General features: G+C 58.9%; 20 protein-coding genes. 8 read left to right on the plus strand and 12 right to left on the minus strand.

All coding sequences use genetic code 11. The features are described 5' to 3' along the window. Positions 1–20: 20 nt before the first annotated feature. The 10 genes from ACIP1X_RS04965 to ACIP1X_RS05010 are packed head-to-tail and all read right to left on the minus strand — an operon-like array spanning position 21 to position 9506. Entirely contained in the window at positions 21–1043 is a 1023-nt protein-coding gene (locus ACIP1X_RS04965) for an HAD family hydrolase (protein WP_400749872.1), read from the minus strand. Further along, positions 1040–2464, minus strand: a complete 1425-nt coding sequence (locus ACIP1X_RS04970) for a hypothetical protein (protein ID WP_400749874.1) — start codon at positions 2462–2464, stop codon at positions 1040–1042. The genes ACIP1X_RS04965 and ACIP1X_RS04970 overlap by 4 nt, the downstream gene beginning before the upstream one ends. Next, the gene (locus ACIP1X_RS04975; RefSeq protein WP_400749877.1) at positions 2461–4041 is read right to left on the minus strand and encodes a VWA domain-containing protein; all 1581 of its coding nucleotides are present in this window, start codon (positions 4039–4041) and stop codon (positions 2461–2463) included. Before ACIP1X_RS04975 ends, ACIP1X_RS04970 begins: the two co-directional genes overlap by 4 nt. A gap of 1 nt (position 4042) precedes the next feature. Then, positions 4043–5035, minus strand: a complete 993-nt coding sequence (locus ACIP1X_RS04980; protein WP_400749879.1) for a vWA domain-containing protein — start codon at positions 5033–5035, stop codon at positions 4043–4045. Then, positions 5022–5621 carry a DUF4381 domain-containing protein gene (locus ACIP1X_RS04985; protein ID WP_400749882.1) on the minus strand — a complete coding sequence of 200 codons (600 nt, stop codon included), beginning with the start codon at positions 5619–5621 and terminating at the stop codon, positions 5022–5024. The genes ACIP1X_RS04980 and ACIP1X_RS04985 overlap by 14 nt, the downstream gene beginning before the upstream one ends. Beyond that, positions 5618–6565, minus strand: a complete 948-nt coding sequence (locus ACIP1X_RS04990; RefSeq protein WP_159812049.1) for a DUF58 domain-containing protein — start codon at positions 6563–6565, stop codon at positions 5618–5620. The genes ACIP1X_RS04985 and ACIP1X_RS04990 overlap by 4 nt, the downstream gene beginning before the upstream one ends. Then, positions 6565–7545 carry an AAA family ATPase gene (locus ACIP1X_RS04995; protein WP_400749885.1) on the minus strand — a complete coding sequence of 327 codons (981 nt, stop codon included), beginning with the start codon at positions 7543–7545 and terminating at the stop codon, positions 6565–6567. Before ACIP1X_RS04995 ends, ACIP1X_RS04990 begins: the two co-directional genes overlap by 1 nt. Before the next feature lie 23 nt (positions 7546–7568). Next, positions 7569–8519: a transporter gene (locus ACIP1X_RS05000; RefSeq protein WP_400749888.1), complete on the minus strand. Its 951-nt coding sequence runs from the start codon at positions 8517–8519 to the stop codon at positions 7569–7571. Continuing rightward, on the minus strand, positions 8519–8704 hold the full coding sequence (locus ACIP1X_RS05005; protein WP_212550704.1) for a hypothetical protein: 186 nt from the start codon (positions 8702–8704) through the stop codon (positions 8519–8521). Before ACIP1X_RS05005 ends, ACIP1X_RS05000 begins: the two co-directional genes overlap by 1 nt. Before the next feature lie 10 nt (positions 8705–8714). Beyond that, complete coding sequence (locus ACIP1X_RS05010) at positions 8715–9506, minus strand: hypothetical protein (RefSeq protein WP_400749891.1); 792 nt, start codon at positions 9504–9506, stop codon at positions 8715–8717. 579 nt (positions 9507–10085) lie between these two features. Here ACIP1X_RS05010 and ACIP1X_RS05015 point away from each other — a divergent pair. The 3 genes from ACIP1X_RS05015 (at position 10086) to ACIP1X_RS05025 (ending at position 11819) form a co-directional block, all read left to right on the plus strand. Further along, the gene (locus ACIP1X_RS05015) at positions 10086–10670 is read left to right on the plus strand and encodes a PAAR domain-containing protein (protein ID WP_400644746.1); all 585 of its coding nucleotides are present in this window, start codon (positions 10086–10088) and stop codon (positions 10668–10670) included. Beyond that, entirely contained in the window at positions 10670–11368 is a 699-nt protein-coding gene (locus ACIP1X_RS05020; RefSeq protein ID WP_400749894.1) for a hypothetical protein, read from the plus strand. The genes ACIP1X_RS05015 and ACIP1X_RS05020 overlap by 1 nt, the downstream gene beginning before the upstream one ends. 91 nt (positions 11369–11459) lie before the next feature. After that, positions 11460–11819: a hypothetical protein gene (locus ACIP1X_RS05025; RefSeq protein WP_400749896.1), complete on the plus strand. Its 360-nt coding sequence runs from the start codon at positions 11460–11462 to the stop codon at positions 11817–11819. Between the two features lie 100 nt (positions 11820–11919). On the opposite strand, the gene ACIP1X_RS05030 is transcribed toward ACIP1X_RS05025, so the two are convergent. Further along, positions 11920–12348 (minus strand): YciI family protein, encoded by a 429-nt coding sequence (locus tag ACIP1X_RS05030; RefSeq protein ID WP_400644753.1) that lies wholly within the window; start codon positions 12346–12348, stop codon positions 11920–11922. 26 nt (positions 12349–12374) lie between these two features. Continuing rightward, positions 12375–12626: a hypothetical protein gene (locus ACIP1X_RS05035; protein WP_400749898.1), complete on the minus strand. Its 252-nt coding sequence runs from the start codon at positions 12624–12626 to the stop codon at positions 12375–12377. A 34-nt stretch (positions 12627–12660) separates the two neighbouring features. On the opposite strand from ACIP1X_RS05035, the gene tpx reads away from it, so the two are divergent. The 5 genes from tpx to ACIP1X_RS05060 all read left to right on the plus strand — a co-directional run bounded on the left by tpx (position 12661) and on the right by ACIP1X_RS05060 (position 22471). Then, entirely contained in the window at positions 12661–13161 is a 501-nt protein-coding gene (tpx, locus tag ACIP1X_RS05040) for a thiol peroxidase (protein WP_008086450.1), read from the plus strand. A 185-nt stretch (positions 13162–13346) separates the two neighbouring features. Continuing rightward, positions 13347–14654 carry an MdtA/MuxA family multidrug efflux RND transporter periplasmic adaptor subunit gene (locus tag ACIP1X_RS05045; RefSeq protein WP_053120615.1) on the plus strand — a complete coding sequence of 436 codons (1308 nt, stop codon included), beginning with the start codon at positions 13347–13349 and terminating at the stop codon, positions 14652–14654. After that, the gene (locus ACIP1X_RS05050) at positions 14651–17752 is read left to right on the plus strand and encodes an MdtB/MuxB family multidrug efflux RND transporter permease subunit (protein WP_400644760.1); all 3102 of its coding nucleotides are present in this window, start codon (positions 14651–14653) and stop codon (positions 17750–17752) included. Before ACIP1X_RS05045 ends, ACIP1X_RS05050 begins: the two co-directional genes overlap by 4 nt. 145 nt (positions 17753–17897) lie before the next feature. Further along, complete coding sequence (locus ACIP1X_RS05055; RefSeq protein WP_400749901.1) at positions 17898–21005, plus strand: efflux RND transporter permease subunit; 3108 nt, start codon at positions 17898–17900, stop codon at positions 21003–21005. Beyond that, positions 21002–22471, plus strand: a complete 1470-nt coding sequence (locus ACIP1X_RS05060; RefSeq protein WP_400749904.1) for an efflux transporter outer membrane subunit — start codon at positions 21002–21004, stop codon at positions 22469–22471. Before ACIP1X_RS05055 ends, ACIP1X_RS05060 begins: the two co-directional genes overlap by 4 nt. Positions 22472–22666: the final 195 nt, after the last annotated feature.

Below are 22666 nucleotides of genomic sequence, written 5' to 3' on the forward strand. Positions count from 1 at the left end.
AGTCCTGCAGCACGCTTTTTTTATTGCACCTGCTCGTTTACCGGCGGATCGAACGGGTAGATCCGGCGCCATTCGGTCGCCATGTCCACCACGGTCCAGCCGCGGGAATTTGCTTCATCGAGAGCTTTGTCGAGCTTGCCGATGTCTGATTTGCGGTCGTAGGCCCACTCGCGCTTGGCGTCGGTGTGGTGCACCAAACCCATGAAACGTTTGCCGGTACCGGCGGCCGTCCACTGCAGCATTTGCAGGTCGCCGTCGGAGTTGCCGAAGGCGAGAATCGGCCGCTTGCCGATCACCGCATCAATGCTTTCCGGTTTGCCCGGGCCGTCGTCGTTGTGCGCCAGTTTTGGCGTGCGCACGATCGAGGCCTTGCCATCCTTGTATTCGAAAGAAGTGACAAATGTGGTGCCGATCACCTGTTCCGGTGGAATGCCGTAGACCTTCTCGGCAAAGGCGCGCATGAAACCGGTGTCGCCGCCGGAAACAATGTAGGTCTTGAAGTCCTGGCTGCGCAGGTAGTCGAGCATTTCCAGCATCGGCTGGAAGATCATCTCGGTGTACGGCTTGCCGGTTTTCGGATGGCGGGCCTGGCTCAGCCAGGTTTTCGCGTAATCATCAAACGCTTCGGTGGTCATGCCGCTGTGGGTGGCGCCGACGATTTTCAGCAGGCCTTCCATGCCTGACGCCGCGAGGGCCTTGTGGTCGTTTTCGATCACCGCTTTGAATGGCTGCGTGGTTTTCCATTCCGGGTGCTGATCGGCGGTGCGCTTGACCTCGTCGAAAGCGAACAGCAATTCGAAGTACGCCGGTTGCTCGCTCCACAGCGTGCCGTCGTTATCGAACACGGCGATGCGGTCGGCGGGTTTGACGAAGTCCTTGCTCGTCTGATCGGTCACGGTCTGCACGAATTCGATGATGCTTTTCTTCGCCGGGCCGTCGTTCCACGAAGGCAGCGGCTCATTGGCCTGGGCCAGCAGCGGCAGGGCCAGACCGAACAAAAGAGCCAGGCCAAAACGTTGGCGGTGCAGCAACGGGTACGTCATGGGAAATCCTTCTCGTGTACAGGGTTGAGCGGGCGCAGCGCCGAGGCCGGTTTCGCGTGCTGCTGTTCGGCCTGACTGTGAAGCGTAGTCAAGGATTGGCGCAGTTGGACAAGTGTCTGCTCGGTGGCCGGTTCGCGACCGTAAAGCCCACGCAACAGGCCTTGCAGACGCGGGCCGGCATCGACGAGCTTCAGACCCATTCGACTGCGGCGCAGCCACAGATACAGCGCACTGAGTTGCGCTGGTTTGGCTTCAAGTTGCGGATTGATTTGTTGCCAGGCGTAATCGGCTGACTGCAACCACGCTGCGTGCCGCGCTTGTTTGCGCGCTTGCAGGGTGCGGTAGCCGCGAGTCAGGGCCGGGCGGCTCAAATAGCCGAGGCCGATAATCGCGATGAGCGCCACGAGCCAGATCAGCCATTGTGTGGAGAACCGCAGGCGATTCTGGCCGAGTTGCTTGAGGTCTTCGGCGATGGAGAACACAGGTTTGTAGGCGCTGTTGGCGGCGGCAGCGAACGTCACTGCGGGCACTTGCGCGGTGCGTGTTTGATTGCTGCTCGCGTCCCACCATTTCACTTCGATGGCCGGCAGTGTGTGCGAACCGGCGCGGTCGATGCGATAGGTGACGCTGTCGATGCGCTGGCCGCCGAGAATGTCGCCACGGCCGTCATCAAGGCTGGTGACTTGCGGGGTTTTCGCATAGCGGCTGAGGCCCTCGACATCGCCCAGTGCCGGGATCGGCAAGGACATGGCCAGTGCGCCGTCGGCCTTCAAGGTGAGTTGCCGGGTAATGCTGTCGCCGACTTTGAGCGGTGTGGCCGAGTTGATCACGTTCTGGCTGAAGGTCAGTCCGGTGGCAACCAGTGGCGTTTCCCCGGGGTTGAAACCGGGCGGCCGGGCGGCGCTGAATTGCAGCGGTTCGCTGTGTGCGCTGATTTCGCTTTCAGCCTGACCGGGGGTGGCGCTGACGGTGAGGGCCGGGATATCGAACGATCGCGCGACGTTCGGCGTGATCAGGTAGGTGTAGCGCAAACCGTTGAAGGATTGGCCGTCGATGGTCTGGTTCAGGTGCTGGGCCTGACCGTCCGGGGGCATGACCAGAGCGCCGTCGAGTTTGAGATCGGGCAGGGTGGCGGCGCTGGTGAACCAGGTGTCGGTGAGGACATCGACTTGCAGCTCGATCAGGCCACCGACCATGGCGCCTTCAGCGGGTTGCAGATGAGCCTGGACTTTGAGTTGTGGGGCAGCGGCGAGGGCCTGGAGTGTGAATAGACTTCCTGCTAATAAAGTCAGGAACGTTGTGCTGGTCTGGCGGGCCCCTTCGCGAGCAAGCCCGCTCCCACATTGGTTTTGTGTACGCTGAAGATCCCCTGTGGGAGCGGGCTTGCTCGCGAAGGCGCCAGTAGGGTTTCGGAGATTCATGGCTTAACCCCCGCCTGATCCTGCAAGCTGAATTTCTGCTTGAGAAACTTCGCCGGCGATGTCGTCAGGTTCTGCAACCACAGCGCATCCGATGCGGCTTGCTCCGACTCGATTTTCTTGCTCTGCCCCTTGCCCTTCGCCTTGTCGAATTTCACTTCATCCGGTTTGGTTTCAGGCGCGTTTTTCTCGGCACTTTCGGTGTCTTTGAGCAACGCCTGCGCCAACGCCAGATTGGCCGTGGCCTCCGGGAATTGCGGCTGCAGTTTCAAGGCTTGGGTGTACGCGGCGATCGCCTCATCAAACTTGAAACGGCGCACGTAAATATTGCCCAGATAGAAGTACGCCTGTGGCGTGTCCAGCCGCGCGAAAGTCGCCAGCGCCAAGTCATAGTCAGACGCGTGATATGCCGCGACGCCTTTCCAGTACGGATCGACAAACAGCGCCGCTGCCTGAGGCAGGTGCCCGTGCTCAAAGGCCCAGCGACCTTGCTGATCGCGAGTGAAAAAGGCGTCGGTCAGTGCATTCGCTTGCGCCGGAGCCGGCATGCCACCCAGCCCCACGGCCAGCAGCAACGCCGCCATCCAATTCACGCTCCAGCCTTTGCGCACGCCGAAAAATGCCAGCAACAGCAACGGCCAGCACAGCCAATAACCGGCGTCTTTCCAGTGCAATTCACGCTGCTCGGCGCTGGCGCTTTGGAAGTGCTGTTGCGCGTGCAGTTCGATCCAGTCCAGATCATCGTCATTCAGGGTCAAACTGCCGAGGGGCGCATCGACAGCAGAAGCCAATTGTTTGATTGCCGCTTGATCAAAACTGCCCAGTTCCGGGCGCCCGTTGGCATCGGTGCGCGGCTGCCCGCTGGCGTCGTGGATCATGCCGCCGTCCTCGCTGCCCACCGCCAGCACTAACACTTGCAACTGACTGCCGCTCAGCTGCTTGTCGAGGCCATCAAGTTGCGCGGTCTCGGCGCCATCGGTGATCAGCAGCAGGCTGCCCGGCGTCTTTTCTGCGCTGAGCAAGCGTTTCGCCTGCTCAATCACCGCGGCGACGTTTTTCCCCGGTTTGTCGATCAACCCGGTGCCCAACGCCTGAATAAATGAGTCGAGCAGGGCGGGGTCGTCGGTCGGCGGCAACACCAGGTGCGCGCTGCCGGCGTAGGCGATCAGTGCCGTACGGGCACCGGCGCGACGCTGAATCAGGTCATGCAGTTTGTGCTTGGCCGCTTCCAGTCGCGTCGGTTGCACATCGCTGGCGTCCATCGACGGTGACAGATCGACAGCGACGATCAGCGGCGCACGGTTTTCGAGAAAGTCCGGACGATCCTGCTCCCAGGTCGGCCCGGCCGCCGCGATGGCGCCGAGAATCAACAGCGCACAGAGCAGATGCACCGGGCGCAGGCGTTGATTGTCTTGTGGCGTGATCAATAGATGCGGCAGCAAATGCTCGGCGATGTTGCCACGCAGTTGTCGCTGCAAATCACGGCTGCGGCGCCAGATCAGCGGCAACAACGCGCCGAACAGCGCGAGCAGGAGCCAGAACGGGCGCAGGAAATGGAAGTCGCTGAGGTTGATGTCCATCTCAGACCTCCTGCCGCTGACGGGCGAATGACAGCCGAGGCCACAGCAGCGCGCCGAGGTGATACAGACCGAGCAACAACATCGCCGCCCCCAGCGGCCAATAGAACAACTCGCGTTGCGGCTGATGACTGAGGGTTTTCACCTGATGCGGCGTGAGGCGGTCGAGGGTGCTGTAAACCTGATCGAGCGCGGTGCGGTCTTCAGCTCGGAAGAACTGGCCGCCGGTGGTTTTCGCGATCTGCTCCAGACCCGGCAGATTGACTTTGGCCTCGCCCGAAGCACTCGGGTCGCCGATGCCGATGGTGTGGATGATCACGCCTTTGTTGGCGGCCATTTCGGCGGCGTGATCGGGAGTGATCGCGCTGCTGGTGTCGTTGCCATCGGTGAGCAGAATCAGCACTTTTTCCTGCTCATGGGCTTTATCCAACAGCTTCAGGCTGAGGCCGATGGCATCGCCGATCGCGGTGTTCGGCCCGGCCATGCCGATGCCGGTGTCGGCCAGTAACAGCGACAGACTCGCATGATCGAGGGTCAGCGGTGCCTGCGGATAAGCGCCGCTGCCGAAGACGATCAGGCCGAGGCGGTCGTCCTTGCGCTTGTCGATAAAGCCTTGCACCACGTCTTTGACGGCGGCGAGGCGATTGATTTTTTCGCCGTTGGCGTTGGTGAAATCTTCGGTTTCCATCGACTGCGAGATGTCGATGGCGAGCATCAGGTCGCGCACCGGTTGCTGGCGTTCGATGGGTTTTTCAACGAACACCGGACGTGCCACGGCGAGCAAAATCAGCGCCCAGACCAACAGGTTCAAGAGTAATTGCCAGACGTTGCGGCGGGTGCCGGCATGGGTGGGCGCTTCGCCGACAGCGCGGCTCATCGCCGCAAAAAACGGTACGCGCACGGCGCTGCGCGCTTCGTTATAGGCCGGCAGGTAGCGGTAAGCCAGCCACGGTAGCGGCAGCAGAAGCAACAACCATGGGTAATCAAGCTGCCACATGATGATGCTCCACCCAGTCCTGACATGTGTCGAACAACGCCTGACGCTGCGGCGCGGGGAGGGCGCGCAGGGTGTCGTCGGGGGCGTAGGCGAGTTGCGCGAGTTGTGCGCTGAAATCGGCCGGGAGCGGCTTCTTGCTGTGCGCTTGCAAGAAGCGCTGCCAATCCTCTTTACCAAGCGCCGCAACCCCCTGTGGGAGCGGGCTTGCTCGCGAAGGCGTCCTGTCAGTCAGCGCAGAGGGTGAATTTGATTGCCCCTTCGCGAGCAAGCCCGCTCCCACAGGGGTTGTATTCCAATGTCGCGATTGAGTGGGCATCGAGAGCGCCACTCGCTTGAGCAACTCGGGCAATTCGCGCAACGCATTGAGGTCGTCACTGCGGCTACGCAATTGTGCCAGTCGCGCCAACCCTTCACGACGGTATTCATCGCGGCGCCATTGCAGGTAACGGCGTACGCCAATCACGATTGCCAATACGATCAGCAGCCCAAGCAACACCCACCAGCCCCACGTTTGCGGCGCATAACTGACCGGCGCGGGCGGGGCCAACTCTTTGAGTTGATCGATGCTCGGGATATTCGGATTCATCGCCGTGCCCCGGCGCTTTTGCCCAGTTCGGCACGCAGTTGCGCGTGGGCTTCTTCGGCGGTGCTGAACATCATCAGTGGCACCTGACTGCGGCGCAGCAGGGTGGCGACGTCCTTCAAGCGACCACCGAGAAAATCCCCCAGCGGTTGATGCACATTGCGTTTTTCGATGGCCAGTTCGACCTGCAATTGGCCTTGGGTAATCAGCAGGCGTCCATTGTTCGGCAGCTTCAATGCCAGCGGATCGTAGACTTGCAGGGCGATCACGTCGTTGTGCGCCGACAGCTGGCGCATCAGTTGCAACGTACGTTCGCCGGCCCCGGCGAAGTCGCTGACGATGCAGATCAAATGGTCGTGACCGGCCAGCGCCAGGCAACGCTGCAAGACTTTGTCGAGCTGGTCTTCGCCTTCGGCATCCGGGTTAGCCGCGTCGAGCGCCTGATTCTGTTCGGCGATGCGGCTGAGCAGCGCTTCAACGCGTTTACGGCTGCGCAACGGCGCGATGCTGTCGATACGTTGATCGTTGAACACCAGCCCGCCAACCCTGTCGCCGGCGTTGAACACCATCCACGCGGCCAATGCGCCGAGTTCGGCGGCGAGAGCGGATTTGAAGCTGCGTTGCGAACCGAAAAACATCGACATGCGCTGATCAACCACGATCAACGCCGGACGATCACGCTCTTCAGTAAAAGTGCGCACCACCGGTTTGCCGGTGCGCAGCGAAGCACGCCAGTCGAGGTGACGCAGGTCGTCGCCCGGCTGGTAGCGGCGTAGTTCATCGAAATTCAAGCCACGACCACGCAGGCGCGAGGCATGGTTGCCGGCAAGGATGCTGCCTTGCGGCTGACGAGCGAGAAAACTCAGGTCACGGGCCTTGAACTCCAGCGCCATCAACTGCGCGAGAGAGACATAGACCAGGCCGTCGCTGCTCTTCGTATTTGACATCAGGCCGGAATCGCTACTTTATCGAGAATCCGATCGAGCACTTGATCGGCATTGACGCCGTCCGCCACCGCGTCATAACTCAATTGCAAACGATGACGCAGCACCGGGTGCACCACCGCGCGCACATTGTCCGGCGAAACAAAATCCTGCCCCTGCAGCCACGCATCGGCGCGGGCGCAACGATCCAGACCAATGCCGCCACGCGGGCTGGCACCAATCGAAATCCAGCGCGCGAGGTCTTCGTCGTAGTCGGCGGGATGGCGGGTGGCGTTGATGATGTCGATCAGATAACTGTCGATGGCCGGTGACACATGCACCGCGCTGACTTCCTCGCGTGCCGCGAAAATCACCTCCTGCGACAGACTGAAACCCTTGCTCGGCGCGGTGTTGGCGCCTTGCGCGAATTCTTCGGCGCGCAGCAGGCGCAGCACCTGGCTTTCGTTGTCGGCGCTCGGATAATCGAGCAGCACTTTCATCAGGAAACGATCCATCTGTGCTTCCGGCAGCGGATACGTGCCTTCCTGTTCGATCGGATTTTGTGTGGCGACCACTATGAACAAATCCGGCAACGGATGGCTGGTGCCGGCCACGGTGATCTGGCGTTCTTCCATCGCTTCCAGCAGCGCCGCCTGAACCTTGGCCGGGGCACGGTTGATTTCGTCAGCAAGAATCAGGTTGCCGAACAGCGGGCCGGGCTGGAAACGGATCTCGTTTTTGCCTTCAACCTGATGCAGCACTTCGGCACCGGTGATGTCAGACGGCAGCAAATCCGGGGTGAACTGGATACGGCTCATTTTCGCGTCGAGGTGTTTGGCCAGCGCCTTGACCGTACGCGTCTTGGCCAGCCCCGGCAGACTTTCCAACAGTAAATGGCCGTTGGCCAACAGGCCCAGCAGGATCTGCCGAATCACTTGATCCTGACCGAGCACCGATTCGGCGATGCTGGCTTGCAGGGCATTGAGGTCGGTAAGTGCAGTCATGGGGCAGTCCTTTGTGTCCGGGTCTAGAAAAATGCCAAGGTCATGTTGACGCTGAAGCCGTTGCCTTCAGGACGATTTTTGGTGTCGAACTCCGGTACCCAACGGGCGCTGATATTGGCTTGGGCGTCGGCGAATTTACCCGACCAGCCCACCACCGGGCCGGCGCCAACGGAACGACCGCGATAACCGTTGAACGTATCGGCAGTCTGGCCTTTGTCGTCGGTCAGTTGCTGGATATAACCCGCCGCAACGCCGGCGCTCCAGCCATTGCCGAAACCGTGGGTCCACAGGGCGTCGAGGGTGAAGATGTTGCCGTTGCGATAATCGGTGGCGTCGTTCTCGGTGTAGAACTCCAGACCGCTGGACAGCGTCAGCTCGCCACCCTTGCCGTCGAGGTGGGTGAACGCCACGGTCGGCATGAACGTGTAATTGTTCTGCCCCGGGTTGGCCAGTCGATCATCGTTATAAGCACCGGTTGGCACGTAGATCGGCAGGGACAGCGAGATGTGGTTCAACTCGTCGAAGTGGTAACCGGCGGCGATCGGCGTGATCAGGGCGTCGGCGAATTGGGTGCCGGAGTCGCTGTCACCCAGCGTGCGCCCGCGCGGGCCGGTGATGCTGGCTTTGATGTCGGTGTACTGCACGGGAATGCCAACGGCCGAGGCGTAGTTCCAGCGACCTTTGCCGGTGTCCCAGACATGGGTGAAGTTGGCCATGGTGTACGACACTTTCATGTCGATCCCGCCACTGACCGCGCCGGAAATCGGCGCACCAGTGCTGCCCTTGAGCGAGCCGTCGTACCAGATGCTGGTCAACGACATGACCCAGCCCGGCTCAGGCGGCACGATACCGGCGTTGGAAAACACCTGCTGACCGGTAATTGGCCGGCCAACACCGCCCTCGGCGGCGTAAAGCAGCGGACTGCCGATCATGCACAGCGCCAGTAACGGGCGCACAACGTAAGGCTTGACCATCAACGACTCCGCTTAAAGTTCTGGCTGTATAAATATTCGAATAGTGGCGCCGCCGGGCGCTCGGTCGCTGCGTAGACAGCGCTCCGATCAGTTTGCGGGCTGGCGATGGATTCCTGGGCGCCGACGCCACAGCTGACAAACATCGTCATCAAGCTATAGCCGGCGGCCTTGAGGGTGACTTGCATAGCGTTTTCCTTACTTGCCAAACGTCACGTTAATCCCGGTATACACGACGAATTGCGGCAGGCCATCGCCCTTGCGATCGACAGTCCACTGCGGTTCGACGAAAGCATTGAGGATGTTGCCGCCCGATTTCCAGGCTTTGCCCACACCCAGACCGAGCGGGATGTAGTGGGTGTCGTTTTTCAGGTCGAACGTCCAGGTGCCGGTGGAGCGCAGGTACCAGCCTTTTTCCAGGTTATGGATGATGAACGGCTGCATGGTCGCGCTTTCAACGTGGGCGCGGTCGCTGTCGCCAGCGAAAGAACTTTGATACTGCACCAGTGCGCCGAGCAATCCGCGCGGGGAGGCGTCGATCGCGACAGCCGCGAGGCCCCCTTGCCATTTGCCGGTGCCGAGCTCGTCCTGTTCGGCGGTCGGCGCGGTGATCAGCGGGCCAATGCCCAACTGCACGCCTTCGGTTTTCAGAATAAAAATGTCGAACAGGTTCAGATCGCCCATGCCGGTGCTGTAACCGTTATGCGGATCGGGGCGGGTGCTGATGGGCAGTGTCGCGCGCACCAGCTGCGGCACACCGATGAAGTCGTTCGGGGCGATCGGCAACGTGCCGCGCAGCAGGACGTCATTGGTATGAGCGTTGCTGTCGTAGAGTTTGGGGGTGTAGTAGTCCTGAAGATTGGCGCCCGGCGCCACGTTCAGCGGGTTGTTACTTTTATTGGAGTCTTCGGCATTGTCTGCTTGCGCGAACGGCATAGCCGCCAGCGAACTTGCCAGAAAAAGAGTCTTCCCCACTCGATTGAACTTCATCCCCGATTCCCTGGTGGCTCACTGGACAACTCGGCACTTGTCGGCCGTACGGCGTAATCCCTTTCTTTTCAAGCCTCTAGGACACGTCTTGTTTACGCTAGCAGCTTATCCAAAGTCTGCCAGTCGAATGTATTAATTCTTTGGTTTTGTGTACTTGTTCGCTATTCGGTTGTGTACTAATTGGATAGTAACGAGATGTTTTCGTGGCAAGGGAGCTAGCTTCCGCTGGGGCGCGAAGCGGCCATTTGCTTGATCAAAAGAGCGGCCAGCTGCACAGTCCAGCGTAGTAAGTTGTCAGGGTTTTCTGGCTTGCTTGCGAAAGTGGCGAGTCAATCAACACGCACGTGGGAGATGATGAGAAACCTGTGAATGTATTCCTTGATCATTTCCAAGCTCCGCTTGGGTATGCAGCCCTCGACGTTCTGCGTCAATTCAATAGTTCGAATGCAGAGCGTCCCCTGAGGGGAGCAGTCGATCAAAATCCAAGCCTCTGCATTCCGCGTGAACAGGTATTGGCAGAGATCAAGCCTCTAATGAAAGCAATGCACGGCAAACGCGAAGCAATCAAGGTGTTTGGCAATGATGGGGGCCGGTCGTTCAGGAGGCATTAAAGATCAGGTAACATCCGTAGATCGTGATATTCAAAGGAGAGAAACGATGGCAGGAAAGCCGGTCGCAAGACTTGGAGATCCAGGGAGTCACGGCGGAAATATCACCACTGGATCCAGTCCTATTTTTGTTAATTCAATGCCCGTGGCTTTGGTAGGAGATATTTATTCCTGCCCAGTTCACGGGAGCAATCCCATAACGACGGGGGCTCCTCATGTTTTCGGGTTGGGTAAAGACGTTGCCCACGTCGGCTCCCAAACGGCATGCGGAGCGACGATTACTGCTGGATCCCCCGACACCTTTGTTGGTGCGTCTGGCGGTGGCGCCCCCACCAGCTTCTTTTCGCAGTTTTTGAAAGAAAAAACCTTTGTCGAGTTTCAGTTGCTGAACGAAAGAGATGAGCCTATCGCTTACGAGGCATATGAATTGACCCTGCCCGATGGAGCCTTGATGACTGGCGTCCTTGACGAAAATGGCTTTGTGCATGTTGCAAATATTCCTAGAGGAAGCTGCAGCATAAAGTTTCCGAAACTTGAAGATACGGAACATCTTTAATGGTTCAGTCGATTAAAACTACCAGCACAACACAGGCAGCAAAGAGTACAGGCACATCAGGGAAAACCACAAAGAGCAACCAGGTAGTCGTGTCCGGTGCTTACATGGAAGTACTAGTGGGTGGTCCCTACGTTCGCGATAAAGAAGAGCATCCTTTCGGTCACGCAGCTTTACATGTGGTAGTGGGGAGCAAAGACATTACCTATGACTTTGGTCGCTATGGGAAGACATGGGGCACATTCGATAGCGAGGGCGAAGGCGTGCTGAACGTTTGGTTATCCTTCAAAGCATATGTCTCGGGTGAGAACAGTTTGGGGCGTACAACAACAGGGTTTGTTTATTTTTTGGATAATGCAAAAGCTGAGGCTGTGATCGCTCATTTTGACGGTATTGTCGCTCAGCAAAAAGAGCAGAGAAAAAAGACGGCATCATCAGCAAGGTATGTGTTGCCATCCAACTATCATCCGACCACGAATAACTGCACAACCGTGACAATTGCAGGAGCAAAGATTTCGGGTAAGTCCATTGTGCAGAATCCAGCGAAATTTAATGAGATGCGAGGTCTCTCTTTCATCGAGAGACAGGCAGCGCGCACGCAAAGTAGCCCGCAGGACGGGATCTTCATGCCAGCGGATTTACAAGCCATGCTCGAAGCGAATACTGAGGCCCCCTATGATAAGAAAAATGTTTACAAATAGGCGACTGGGCCTATGGCTGGTGGTAATTCTATCCGTCAATGCGATTTTTTTGGCTTCTCTGATTTTTGGCGATATTGCGAAGGGACATGATATGAAGATGATCAAAACTAAAGAACCGTTGTTGATTGAGGGGGCAGAGGGTGATGAAAACTACTATGTCCTGCCTATAGGGGCTACGCTATATCACGATAAAAGTTTTCCTGAAGGGCATGATCGTTATGTGGTGTATCTTAATCATAAAGGTGCTATTGCTCACGAAGAAGTACCCATGAAGCCTGAATACGGCGGTTCCTTTATCGATCCTCTTTGGTTGGCCAATGTCGATCCGGAAGCATTGAAAGAAATTTTCAAACGCTTCCCTCTTTCAAAAAAGGATGTCGCCGCAGCAATTAAAGCCAATGAAATAACCAAGGACGATCTGGCTGACATAATCCGCTCAATGCCCGACTGACCGATTGTCAGTATTCGAGTGAAACAAGGCTGCGGACTTTTTTGCTTCTAAAGCAATCGATGGTCGCAGCCTTCAGCGGTTCTTAATCCAGTGTTTTCGGTTATGCGTTTTTCTTTGCTTGCTCGCGGATTCGCTCTTCTTGCTCACGCGCTTGCGGCGTCAATTCCGGGCCAAAGTCTTCAGCTGAGAATATCTGGCGAATCTCGATGTCGGAATCGGTGCCCGGCATAGGATTCGGGCAGCGCTTGACCCACTCAATGGCTTCTTCCTTGGATTTAACGTCCCAGATCCAATACCCGGCGACCAATTCCTTGGTTTCGATGAAAGGGCCATCAGTCACCGTACGTTTGTCGCCGGAGAAGCGCACACGGGCGCCTTTGCTACTCGGGTGTAAACCGTCCGCTTCGACAAGGATGCCGGCCTTGGCCAGTTCCTCGTTGAAATTGCCCATCGCGGTGAGCAGTTCTTCACTGGGCATGACGCCGGCTTCCGAATCGGCGCTGGCTTTTACGAGGATCATGAATCGCATGGCGGTTACTCCGAAAAGTGTGGGGTTCACTGCTTAATCGAACGGGCCGGACATGAATCGACAGCATGGTTGAAAAAATCAGGATCGCCCGCATCCCCGTGCAGGAGCTGCGGCACGCTGCGATCTCTTGATTTTGTTTCGAGGAGCAAAAGATCGCAGCCTTCCGCAGCTCCTACCGGGATCTCGGGTTGTATACAATTTCGTGCGTCGGCACCTGACAATTTCATTTTGGGCATAGGTCGTCGGACAATTTCGTGGTTAACTTCCGCTTCTTGCATGCTCTCCAACCACAACGTTAGAAGGACTCAAGTCATGGCTCAAGTCACCCTTAAAGGCAATCCGGTTCAAGTCAACGGCCAGTTGCCACAAGCCGGTTCCAAGGCGCCAGCCTTTTCCCTGGTTGCCGGCAATCTGTCCGACGTCACCCTGAAAGACTTCGCCGGCAAGCGCAAAGTCCTCAACATCTTCCCAAGCGTTGACACCCCGACCTGCGCCACTTCCGTGCGCAAGTTCAACGCTCAGGCCAACGAAGTCGCCAACACTGTCGTGCTGTGCATCTCCGCTGACCTGCCGTTCGCTCAAGCACGCTTCTGCGGCGCCGAAGGTCTGGAAAACGTACAGAACCTGTCGACCCTGCGCGGTGCCGAGTTCATCGAAAACTACGGCGTAGCCATTGCTGACGGCCCGCTGAAAGGTCTGACTGCCCGTGCCGTTGTGGTGCTGGACGAGAACGACAACGTGCTGCACAGCGAACTGGTCAAGGAAATCGCTGAAGAGCCGAACTACGACGCTGCTCTGGCCGTCCTGAAGTAAGCTCTGCCACAGCGCTTTACAATTGTTAACGGCCTGGCTCTGTCCAGGCCGTTTTCATTTGTGTATCAGTGTTTTGCCTCACACCTTGAAACGTAAGATGAAGGTAAATTGCCGGTAAAGCTGCTTTGCTTAATCGTCACCAGTGCTTATCGTTCAGCCTCCCGTAAAAGAAGCCCACGCGCCCAATGGTTAATCACTCCATGCAATCGTCCCCCCGCAACACCCGTCGCTGGCTGATCAGCCTGCTTGTCTTGTTGGTTATCGCTGTCCTGTGCTGGAAATTCTGGCCGGCCGGTTCAGCCCACAAGGAGGGCGGTGATAAGGCGGCGGCCGGTCATGCCGGGCGTTCGGGGATGATGAGGCCAGGATTCGGCGGCGGCACCGGGCCGATTCCGGTGCGCGTGGCGCCGGCGGTTACCGGTGACTTTCCGCTGTATTACAAGGCGCTGGGCACGGTAACGGCGCTCAACACCATCAATGTGCGCAGCCGGGTGGGCGGCGAATTGGTGAAGATCAATTTCGAAGAAGGGCAGATGGTCAAGGCGGGCGACCTGCTGGCAGAGATCGATCCGCGTCCTTACCAGAATGCCTTGCTGCAGGCCGAAGGCACTTTGCTGCAGAATCAGGCGCAATTGAAGAACGCTCAGGTCGACGTCGAGCGTTATCGCGGTCTGTTCAAGGAAGACAGTATTGCCAAGCAGACACTGGACACCGCCGAAGCGCTGGTCGGCCAGTATCTGGGCACGGTAAAAACCAATCAGGCGGCGGTCAACGACGCCAAGCTCAATCTTGAATTCACCAAGATCCGTGCACCGATTGCCGGTCGCGTCGGTCTGCGTCAGGTTGACGTCGGCAACCTTGTGGCGGCCAACGACACCACGTTCCTCGCGGTGATCACCCAGACCCAACCGATCAGCGTCGCCTTCACGCTGCCGGAAAACAGCCTCGAAACCGTGCTCGCCCGCTACCGCAGCGGCGCCAAACTGCCGGCCGAAGCGTGGGATCGTGGCGACACCAAACTGCAAGCCACTGGCGTATTGCAAAGCCTCGACAACCAGATCGACGTCGCTACCGGCACCCTGAAATTCAAGGCCCGTTACGACAACCGCGATCAAGCGCTGTTTCCGAATCAGTTCGTCAACGTGCACTTGCTGGCCGACACCCTCAAAGGCGTGGTACTGGCGCCTTCTGCTGCGATCCAGTTCGGCACCAACGGCACCTTTGTTTATGCACTCGACGGTGACAAGAAAGTCACCATCCGCCAACTGAAAATCGGTGCCAGTGATGGTAATAACACCGTGATCACCGAAGGCCTGGCCGCCGGCGACCGTGTGGTGCTGGAAGGAACCGACCGCCTGAAAGAGGGCAGTGAGGTGGAAGTGGTCAACGACAGCAATGCCGTGCCGACCACCCCAACCGAACACTTGCAGGGCAAATCCGCTGCCGCCGCGCCAGACGCTGCTGTGACTGACAAGGCCAAGAAGGGCGCATGAACATTTCGCGGCTGTTCATCCTCCGTCCGGTAGCCACCACCCTGAGCATGCTGGCCATTGTTCTGGCCGGCCTGATCGCTTATCGCCTGCTGCCGGTCTCGGCGTTGCCGCAAGTCGATTACCCGACCATCCGCGTCATGACCCTGTATCCCGGCGCCAGCCCGGACGTAATGACCAGCGCCGTGACCGCGCCACTTGAACGTCAGTTCGGGCAGATGCCGGGTCTGACGCAAATGGCCTCGACCAGCTCCGGCGGCGCGTCGGTGCTGACCCTGCGTTTCAGCCTCGACATCAACATGGATGTTGCCGAACAACAGGTGCAGGCCGCGATCAACGCTGCGACCAATCTGCTGCCAACCGACTTGCCGGCACCGCCGGTGTACAACAAGGTCAACCCGGCAGACACCCCGGTGTTGACCCTGGCCATCACCTCGAAAACCATGTTGCTGCCCAAACTTAATGATCTGGTCGATACGCGCATGGCGCAGAAAATCGCCCAGATCAGCGGCGTCGGCATGGTCAGCATCGCCGGCGGTCAGCGTCAGGCGGTGCGGATCAAGGTCAACCCGGAAGCCTTGGCGGCCAACAGTCTCAATCTGTCTGACGTGCGCACCTTGATCGGTGCCTCCAACGTCAACCAGCCGAAAGGTAACTTCGACGGCCCGACCCGGGTATCGATGCTCGACGCCAACGATCAACTGACGTCGCCCAAGGATTACGCCAACCTGATCCTCGCCTACAAAAACGGCGCGCCGTTGCGACTCAAGGATGTTGCGGAAATCGTCGATGGTGCCGAGAACGAACGTCTCGCCGCGTGGGCCAACCAGAATCAGGCAGTGTTGCTGAACATTCAGCGTCAGCCGGGCGCCAACGTCATTGAAGTGGTCGACCGGATCAAGGCGCTGCTGCCAAGCATCACCGACAACCTGCCGGCCGGCCTCGATGTCACGGTACTGACCGACCGTACGCAAACCATTCGCGCCTCGGTAACCGATGTTCAGCACGAACTGCTGATCGCCATCGCGCTGGTGGTCATGGTCACGTTCCTGTTCTTGCGTCGTGCCAGCGCCACGATCATTCCATCGGTGGCGGTGCCGTTGTCGCTGATCGGCACCTTTGGCGTGATGTACCTCGCCGGTTTCTCGGTGAACAACCTGACGCTGATGGCGTTGACCATCGCCACCGGTTTTGTGGTCGACGATGCCATCGTCATGCTGGAAAACATCTCTCGATTTATCGAAGAGGGCGACAGCCCCATGCAAGCGGCGCTCAAGGGCGCCAAGCAGATTGGCTTCACCTTGATTTCCCTGACCCTGTCGTTGATCGCCGTACTGATTCCGCTGCTGTTCATGGCGGATGTGGTCGGGCGCTTGTTCCGTGAATTTGCCATCACCCTCGCGGTAGCGATCCTGATTTCCCTGGTGGTCTCGCTGACCCTGACGCCAATGATGTGCGCACGTTTGCTCAAGCGTGAACCGGAGGCGCATGAGCAGGGCCGCTTCTACCGTGCCAGTGGCGCGGTGATCGACTGGATGATCGCCGAGTACGGGCGGATGCTGCGTTGGGTGCTCAAGCACCAACCGCTGACCCTGCTGGTCGCTATCGGCACTTTGGCGTTGACCGTGTTCCTTTACATGATCGTGCCGAAAGGCTTCTTTCCGGTGCAGGATACCGGAGTGATTCAGGGCATTTCCGAGGCGCCGCAATCAATTTCCTTCGCCGCCATGGGCGAGCGCCAGCAAGAACTGGCGAAGATCATTCTTGAAGACCCGGCGGTACAAAGCCTGTCGTCCTACATCGGTGTCGACGGCGATAACTCGACACTGAATAGCGGCCGCTTGCTGATCAACCTCAAACCGCACAATCAACGGGATCTCACCGCCACGGAAGTGATTGCCCGCCTGCAGCCGAACCTGGACAAACTGGTCGGCATCCGTCTGTTTATGCAGCCGGTGCAGGATCTGACCATCGAAGACCGTGTCAGCCGCACGCAATACCAATTCAGCATGTCGTCGCCAGACTCGGAGTTGCTCAGTGAATGGAGCGGGCGTTTGGTCGAGGCATTGGCGCAACGCCCGGAACTGACCGACGTCGCCAGTGATTTGCAGGACAAAGGCTTGCAGGTGTACCTGGTGATTGACCGCGATGCGGCCTCGCGCCTGGGTGTGTCGGTGGCGAATATCACCGATGCACTGTACGACGCGTTCGGTCAGCGGCAGATTTCGACCATCTACACCCAGGCCAGCCAATACCGCGTGGTGCTGCAAGCGCAGTCCGGCGAGAAAATCGGCCCGCAGGCACTGGACCAGATCCACGTGAAAACCACGGATGGCGCGCAGGTGCGCCTGTCGAGTCTGGCCCACGTCGAGGAGCGTCAGGCACAACTGGCGATCACCCACATCGGCCAGTTCCCGGCGGTGATGATGTCGTTCAACCTTGCGCCGGGCGTGGCGCTGGGGCATGCGGTGGACATCATCGATCAAGTGCAGAAGGACATCGGCATGCCGGTCGGCGTGCAGACGCAGTTCCAGGGCGCGGCCGAAGCATTTCAGGCGTCGCTGTCGAGTACCTTGCTGCTGATTCTGGCGGCGGTGGTGACCATGTACATCGTTCTCGGCGTGCTCTACGAGAGCTACATCCACCCGATCACCATTCTCTCGACCTTACCGTCGGCGGCGGTCGGTGCCTTGCTGGCACTGTTGCTCAGTGGCAATGATCTGGGGATGATCGCGATCATCGGCATCATTTTGCTGATCGGTATCGTGAAGAAAAACGCGATCATGATGATCGACTTCGCCCTTGATGCCGAACGCAATCAGGGCATGGCGCCCGAGCAGGCGATCTATCAAGCCGCGCTGTTGCGTTTCCGGCCGATTCTGATGACCACGCTGGCGGCGCTGTTCGGCGCGGTGCCGCTGATGCTCGCCACCGGCTCTGGCGCGGAATTGCGTCAGCCGCTGGGTTTGGTGATGGTTGGCGGGTTGCTGGTGAGCCAGGTACTGACGTTGTTCACCACGCCAGTGATCTACCTGTACTTCGACCGCCTCGGTCGCCGGTTTGGCAAAACCAATGCCGACAGCGCAGAGGTGCCGGTATGACTTCTCAAACATCGCACATTCCTTGTGGGAGCGAGCCTGCTCGCGAAAGCGGCCTATCAGGCAACACCAATGATGAATGTCAGATCGCATTCGCGAGCAGGCTCGCTCCCACAGGGATTCGCGGTGTAGGCGGGGATTGCGGTCAATGAATCTGTCCGGTCCTTTCATCAAGCGCCCGGTCGCGACCATGCTGCTGAGCCTGGCGATCATGCTGCTGGGCGGTGTCAGCTTCGGCCTGCTGCCGGTGGCGCCGCTGCCGCAAATGGATTTCCCGGTGATTGTCGTGCAGGCCAGCCTGCCCGGTGCCAGTCCGGAGGTCATGGCGTCCACCGTGGCCACGCCGCTGGAGCGCTCGTTCGGCGCCATCGCCGGCGTCAACACCATGAGCAGCCGCTCCAGCCAGGGTTCGACGCGGGTCATTCTGCAATTTGACCTCGACCGCGACATCAACGGTGCGGCGCGGGAAGTGCAGGCGGCGATCAACGCCTCGCGCAATCTGTTGCCGAGCGGGATGCGCAGCATGCCAACCTATAAAAAGGTCAACCCGTCACAGGCGCCGATCATGGTGCTGTCGCTGACCTCGGATGTGCTGGAAAAAGGTCAGCTTTACGATTTGGCCTCGACGATTCTGTCGCAGAGCCTGTCGCAGGTGCAGGGCGTCGGCGAAGTGCAGATCGGCGGCAGTTCGTTGCCGGCAGTGCGCATCGAACTCGAACCGCAGGCGCTGAACCAGTACGGCGTGGCGCTGGATGACGTACGCAAAACCATTGCTGACGCCAACGTGCGCCGGCCCAAAGGTTCGGTCGAGGACGGCCAGCGGTTGTGGCAGATCCAGGCCAACGATCAACTGGAGAAAGCCAAGGATTACGAGTCGCTGATCATCCACTACGCCGATGGCGCCGCGTTGCGCCTCAAAGACGTGGCCAAAGTCAGCGACGGTGTCGAAGACCGCTACAACAGCGGTTTCTTCAACGATGACGCCGCGGTGTTGCTGGTGATCAACCGTCAGGCAGGTGCCAACATCATCGAGACCGTCAACGAAATCAAGGCGCAACTGCCGGCACTGCAAGCGGTATTGCCAGCCAGCGTGAAGCTTAATCTGGCGATGGATCGCTCGCCGGTGATCAAGGCGACGTTGCACGAAGCGGAAATGACCCTGCTGATCGCCGTGGCGCTGGTGATTCTGGTGGTGTTCCTGTTCCTCGGTAACTTCCGCGCCTCGCTGATCCCGACGTTGGCGGTACCGGTGTCGCTGGTCGGCACCTTTGCGGTGATGTACCTCTATGGATTCTCGCTGAACAACCTGTCGCTGATGGCGCTGATTCTGGCCACCGGTCTGGTGGTCGACGACGCCATCGTGGTGCTGGAGAACATTTCCCGGCACATCGACGAAGGCGTCAAACCGATGGAGGCTGCTTACCTCGGGGCCAAGGAAGTCGGTTTTACCTTGCTGTCGATGAACGTCTCGCTGGTGGCGGTGTTCCTGTCGATCCTGTTTATGGGCGGGATCATCGAGAGCCTGTTCCGCGAATTCTCCATCACCTTGGCGGCGTCGATTGTGGTATCGCTGGTGGTGTCCCTGACGCTGACGCCGATGCTCTGCGCGCGCTGGCTCAAACCGCACACGCCGGGGCAGGAAAACCGTCTGCAACGTTTCAGCCGCCGCACCAACGACTGGATGGTTGGCAAATACGCTACCAGCCTCGATTGGGTGCTGCGTCATCGCCGCCTGACCTTGCTCAGTCTGTTGATCACGGTCGGCGTCAACGTTGCTTTGTATGTGGTCGTGCCGAAAACTTTCATGCCGCAGCAGGACACCGGCCAGTTGATCGGTTTCGTGCGCGGCGACGATGGTCTGTCGTTCAGTGTGATGCAGCCGAAAATGGAAATTTTCCGTCGTGCTGTGCTCAAGGACGAAGCGGTGGAAAGTGTTGCCGGGTTTATCGGCGGCACCAACGGCACCAACAACGCCTTCATGCTCGTGCGTTTGAAACCGATCAAGGATCGTCAAATATCGGCGCAGAAAGTCATCGAGCGACTGCGCAAGGAAATGCCCAAGGTGGCTGGGGCGCAATTGATGCTGATGGCGGATCAGGATCTGCAGTTCGGCGGTGGCCGTGAACAGACCACCTCGCAGTACAGTTACATCCTGCAAAGTGCAGACCTGGGTTCGCTGCGCGAGTGGTACCCGAAAGTGGTGACCGCGTTGCGTGCGCTGCCAGAGTTGACCGCCATTGATGCCCGCGAAGGCCGAGGCGCGCAACAGGTGACGCTGATTGTCGACCGTGATCAGGCGAAGCGTCTGGGCATCGATATGGACATGGTCACTTCGGTGCTGAACAACGCCTACAGCCAGCGGCAGATTTCGACGATCTACGACAGCCTCAACCAGTATCAGGTGGTGATGGAGGTCAACCCGAAATATGCGCAGGATCCGGTGACGCTCAAGCAAGTACAGGTGATTACCGCCGACGGTGCGCGCGTGCCGTTGTCGACCTTTGCCCACTATGAAAGCAGTCTGGAAGACGACCGCGTCAGCCACGAAGGGCAGTTCGCCTCCGAGGACATTTCCTTCGATATGGCCGAAGGCGTGACGGTGGAGCAGGGCAGTGCCGCCATCGAACGGGCGATTGCCAAACTTGGCTTGCCAGAAGACGTCATCGCAAAAATGGCCGGTACCGCCGATGCTTTCGCCGCCACGCAGAAGAGCCAGCCGTTCATGATTCTTGGCGCGTTGCTCGCGGTGTATCTGGTGTTGGGTGTGCTGTATGAAAGCTACATTCACCCGCTGACGATTCTGTCGACGTTGCCGTCGGCCGGGGTCGGCGCGTTGCTGTCGATCTATGCGCTGGGTGGCGAGTTCAGCCTGATCTCGCTGCTCGGCCTGTTCCTGTTGATTGGCGTGGTAAAGAAAAACGCGATTCTGATGATCGACCTGGCGCTGCAACTCGAACGCCACCAAGGCATGACTCCTCTGGAGTCGATCCGCAGTGCTTGCCTGCAACGTCTGCGGCCGATTCTGATGACCACGCTGGCAGCGATTCTCGGCGCCTTGCCGTTGCTGCTCAGCCGCGCGGAAGGTGCAGAAATGCGCCAGCCATTAGGCCTGACCATCATCGGCGGGCTGATTTTCAGCCAGGTGCTGACGCTTTACACCACCCCTGTGGTTTACCTCTATCTCGACAAGCTGCGCCATCGTTTCAACAAATGGCGTGGCGTGCGTACTGACGCCGCTCTGGAAACTCCGCTATGACTGATCGTTCGCTTATCCATATGGCCACTGTGCGCGGCTCGCGTCTATTGAGCCTGTCGCTGTGCGTGGCGATGCTCAGTGCCTGCGCTGTCGGCCCGGACTACCAGCGCCCGCAGACCGCCGAAATCGCTCAGTACAAAGAAGCCGAAGGCTGGCGTCAGGCCAATCCGAGCGACTCGCTGGCCCGTGGCGCCTGGTGGGAGCTGTACGGCGATCGGCAGCTCAACGGCCTGATCGAAAAGCTCAACAGCTCCAACCAGACCGTCGCGCAATCGGAAGCGCAATTCCGTCAGGCGCAGGCCTTGGTACGCAGTGCGCGCGGCGCGTTCTATCCGAGCGTTGACCTGAGCGTGGGCAAAACCCGCTCCAGCCAGGGCACCGGCAGCAGCAGTTCGAGTTTGAGCAGTTCTTCCAGCGGTATCCGCGACACTTACAACGCGCAACTGGGCGTCAGTTGGGAAGCCGATATCTGGGGCAAACTGCGCCGTGGTCTTGAGGCCGATCAGGCCAGTGCTCAAGCGAGTTATGCCGATCTGGCGGCGATGCGCCTGAGCCAGCAGTCGGAGCTGGTGCAGAACTACCTGCAATTGCGCGTGATCGATCAGCAGAAACGTTTGCTCGAAGCCACGGTGGCGGCGTACGAGCGTTCGCTGAAAATGACTCAGAACCAGTATCGCGCCGGTGTGTCCGGACGTGACGCGGTGGCGCAGGCGCAAACCCAGTTGAAAAGCACACAGGCCGATCTGGTCGATCTGATCTGGCAACGCGCGCAATTCGAAAACGCCATTGCCGTGCTGACCGGGCAGGCGCCGGCCGAATTCAACATTGCCGAAACCCAGAACATCCCGAACCTGCCGCAAGTGCCGTTGAGCTTGCCGTCGCAACTGCTGGAACGTCGCCCGGACATCGCCTCGGCTGAACGCTCGGTGATTGCGGCCAACGCTAATATTGGTGTGGCGAAAGCGGCGTATTACCCGGATCTGTCGCTGAGTCTGAGCGGTGGTTACAGCAGCAGTACCTCGCAAGACCTGGTCAGCTTGCCGAACCGCTTCTGGTCGGTCGGGCCGAAACTGGATCTGCCGCTGTTTGACGGCGGTATCCGCTCCGCAGAAGTTGATCGCACCGAAGCCGTGTACGACCAGACCGTGGCCAAATACCGCCAGACCGTGCTCGACGGTTTCCGCGAAGTGGAAAACTATCTGGTGCAGCTCAAGGTGTATCAGGACGAAGCCGCCGTGCGCCAGGAAGCGCTGGATGCGGCGCGCGACTCTCTGCGCCTGACGGAAAACCAGTACAAGGCCGGGCTAATCGCCTATATCGACGTCGTGGTGGTGCAAGCCACGGCACTGAGCAACGAACGCAGCGTGCTGAACATTCTGCAGAGCCGCCTGATCGCCAGCGTGCAACTGATCGCCGCGCTGGGTGGTGGCTGGGATGGCCAACTGGATGTAACCGACAGCAAATAAGCCCGCTCCCCCCCCTGTAGGAGCTGCCGCAGGCTGCGATCTTTTGATCTTGAAAACCAAATCAAAAGATCGCAGCCTTCGGCAGCTCCTACAGGGGGAAAGGTGCTTCCCAGAGCCTTGTAGGACGATCAAACAAGCGTTTCATCGGGTTGATGGCAATTTGCTTACTTTGTCAGTGCGTTCTTCCGCGCAATC

The organism is Pseudomonas sp. NPDC088885 (assembly GCF_044750025.1).
Lineage (GTDB): Bacteria > Pseudomonadota > Gammaproteobacteria > Pseudomonadales > Pseudomonadaceae > Aquipseudomonas > Aquipseudomonas rustica.

Excerpts from the sequence above, each read along its gene's own strand:
- ACIP1X_RS04980 (WP_400749879.1), bottom strand. The coding sequence starts at position 5,035 with ATGTGGCAGCTTGATTACCCATGGTTGTTGCTTCTGCTGCCGCTACCG.
- ACIP1X_RS04990 (WP_159812049.1), bottom strand. The coding sequence starts at position 6,565 with ATGTCAAATACGAAGAGCAGCGACGGCCTGGTCTATGTCTCTCTCGCG.
- ACIP1X_RS05015 (WP_400644746.1), top strand. The coding sequence starts at position 10,086 with ATGATGGGGGCCGGTCGTTCAGGAGGCATTAAAGATCAGGTAACATCC.
- ACIP1X_RS05050 (WP_400644760.1), top strand. The coding sequence starts at position 14,651 with ATGAACATTTCGCGGCTGTTCATCCTCCGTCCGGTAGCCACCACCCTG.
- ACIP1X_RS05045 (WP_053120615.1), top strand. The coding sequence starts at position 13,347 with ATGGTTAATCACTCCATGCAATCGTCCCCCCGCAACACCCGTCGCTGG.
- ACIP1X_RS04985 (WP_400749882.1), bottom strand. The coding sequence starts at position 5,621 with ATGAATCCGAATATCCCGAGCATCGATCAACTCAAAGAGTTGGCCCCG.
- ACIP1X_RS05035 (WP_400749898.1), bottom strand. The coding sequence starts at position 12,626 with ATGCAAGAAGCGGAAGTTAACCACGAAATTGTCCGACGACCTATGCCC.
- ACIP1X_RS05000 (WP_400749888.1), bottom strand. The coding sequence starts at position 8,519 with ATGGTCAAGCCTTACGTTGTGCGCCCGTTACTGGCGCTGTGCATGATC.
- tpx (WP_008086450.1), top strand. The coding sequence starts at position 12,661 with ATGGCTCAAGTCACCCTTAAAGGCAATCCGGTTCAAGTCAACGGCCAG.
- ACIP1X_RS04970 (WP_400749874.1), bottom strand. The coding sequence starts at position 2,464 with ATGAATCTCCGAAACCCTACTGGCGCCTTCGCGAGCAAGCCCGCTCCC.
- ACIP1X_RS04995 (WP_400749885.1), bottom strand. The coding sequence starts at position 7,545 with ATGACTGCACTTACCGACCTCAATGCCCTGCAAGCCAGCATCGCCGAA.
- ACIP1X_RS04975 (WP_400749877.1), bottom strand. The coding sequence starts at position 4,041 with ATGGACATCAACCTCAGCGACTTCCATTTCCTGCGCCCGTTCTGGCTC.
- ACIP1X_RS05020 (WP_400749894.1), top strand. The coding sequence starts at position 10,670 with ATGGTTCAGTCGATTAAAACTACCAGCACAACACAGGCAGCAAAGAGT.
- ACIP1X_RS05060 (WP_400749904.1), top strand. The coding sequence starts at position 21,002 with ATGACTGATCGTTCGCTTATCCATATGGCCACTGTGCGCGGCTCGCGT.
- ACIP1X_RS04965 (WP_400749872.1), bottom strand. The coding sequence starts at position 1,043 with ATGACGTACCCGTTGCTGCACCGCCAACGTTTTGGCCTGGCTCTTTTG.
- ACIP1X_RS05030 (WP_400644753.1), bottom strand. The coding sequence starts at position 12,348 with ATGCGATTCATGATCCTCGTAAAAGCCAGCGCCGATTCGGAAGCCGGC.
- ACIP1X_RS05025 (WP_400749896.1), top strand. The coding sequence starts at position 11,460 with ATGAAGATGATCAAAACTAAAGAACCGTTGTTGATTGAGGGGGCAGAG.
- ACIP1X_RS05010 (WP_400749891.1), bottom strand. The coding sequence starts at position 9,506 with ATGAAGTTCAATCGAGTGGGGAAGACTCTTTTTCTGGCAAGTTCGCTG.
- ACIP1X_RS05005 (WP_212550704.1), bottom strand. The coding sequence starts at position 8,704 with ATGCAAGTCACCCTCAAGGCCGCCGGCTATAGCTTGATGACGATGTTT.
- ACIP1X_RS05055 (WP_400749901.1), top strand. The coding sequence starts at position 17,898 with ATGAATCTGTCCGGTCCTTTCATCAAGCGCCCGGTCGCGACCATGCTG.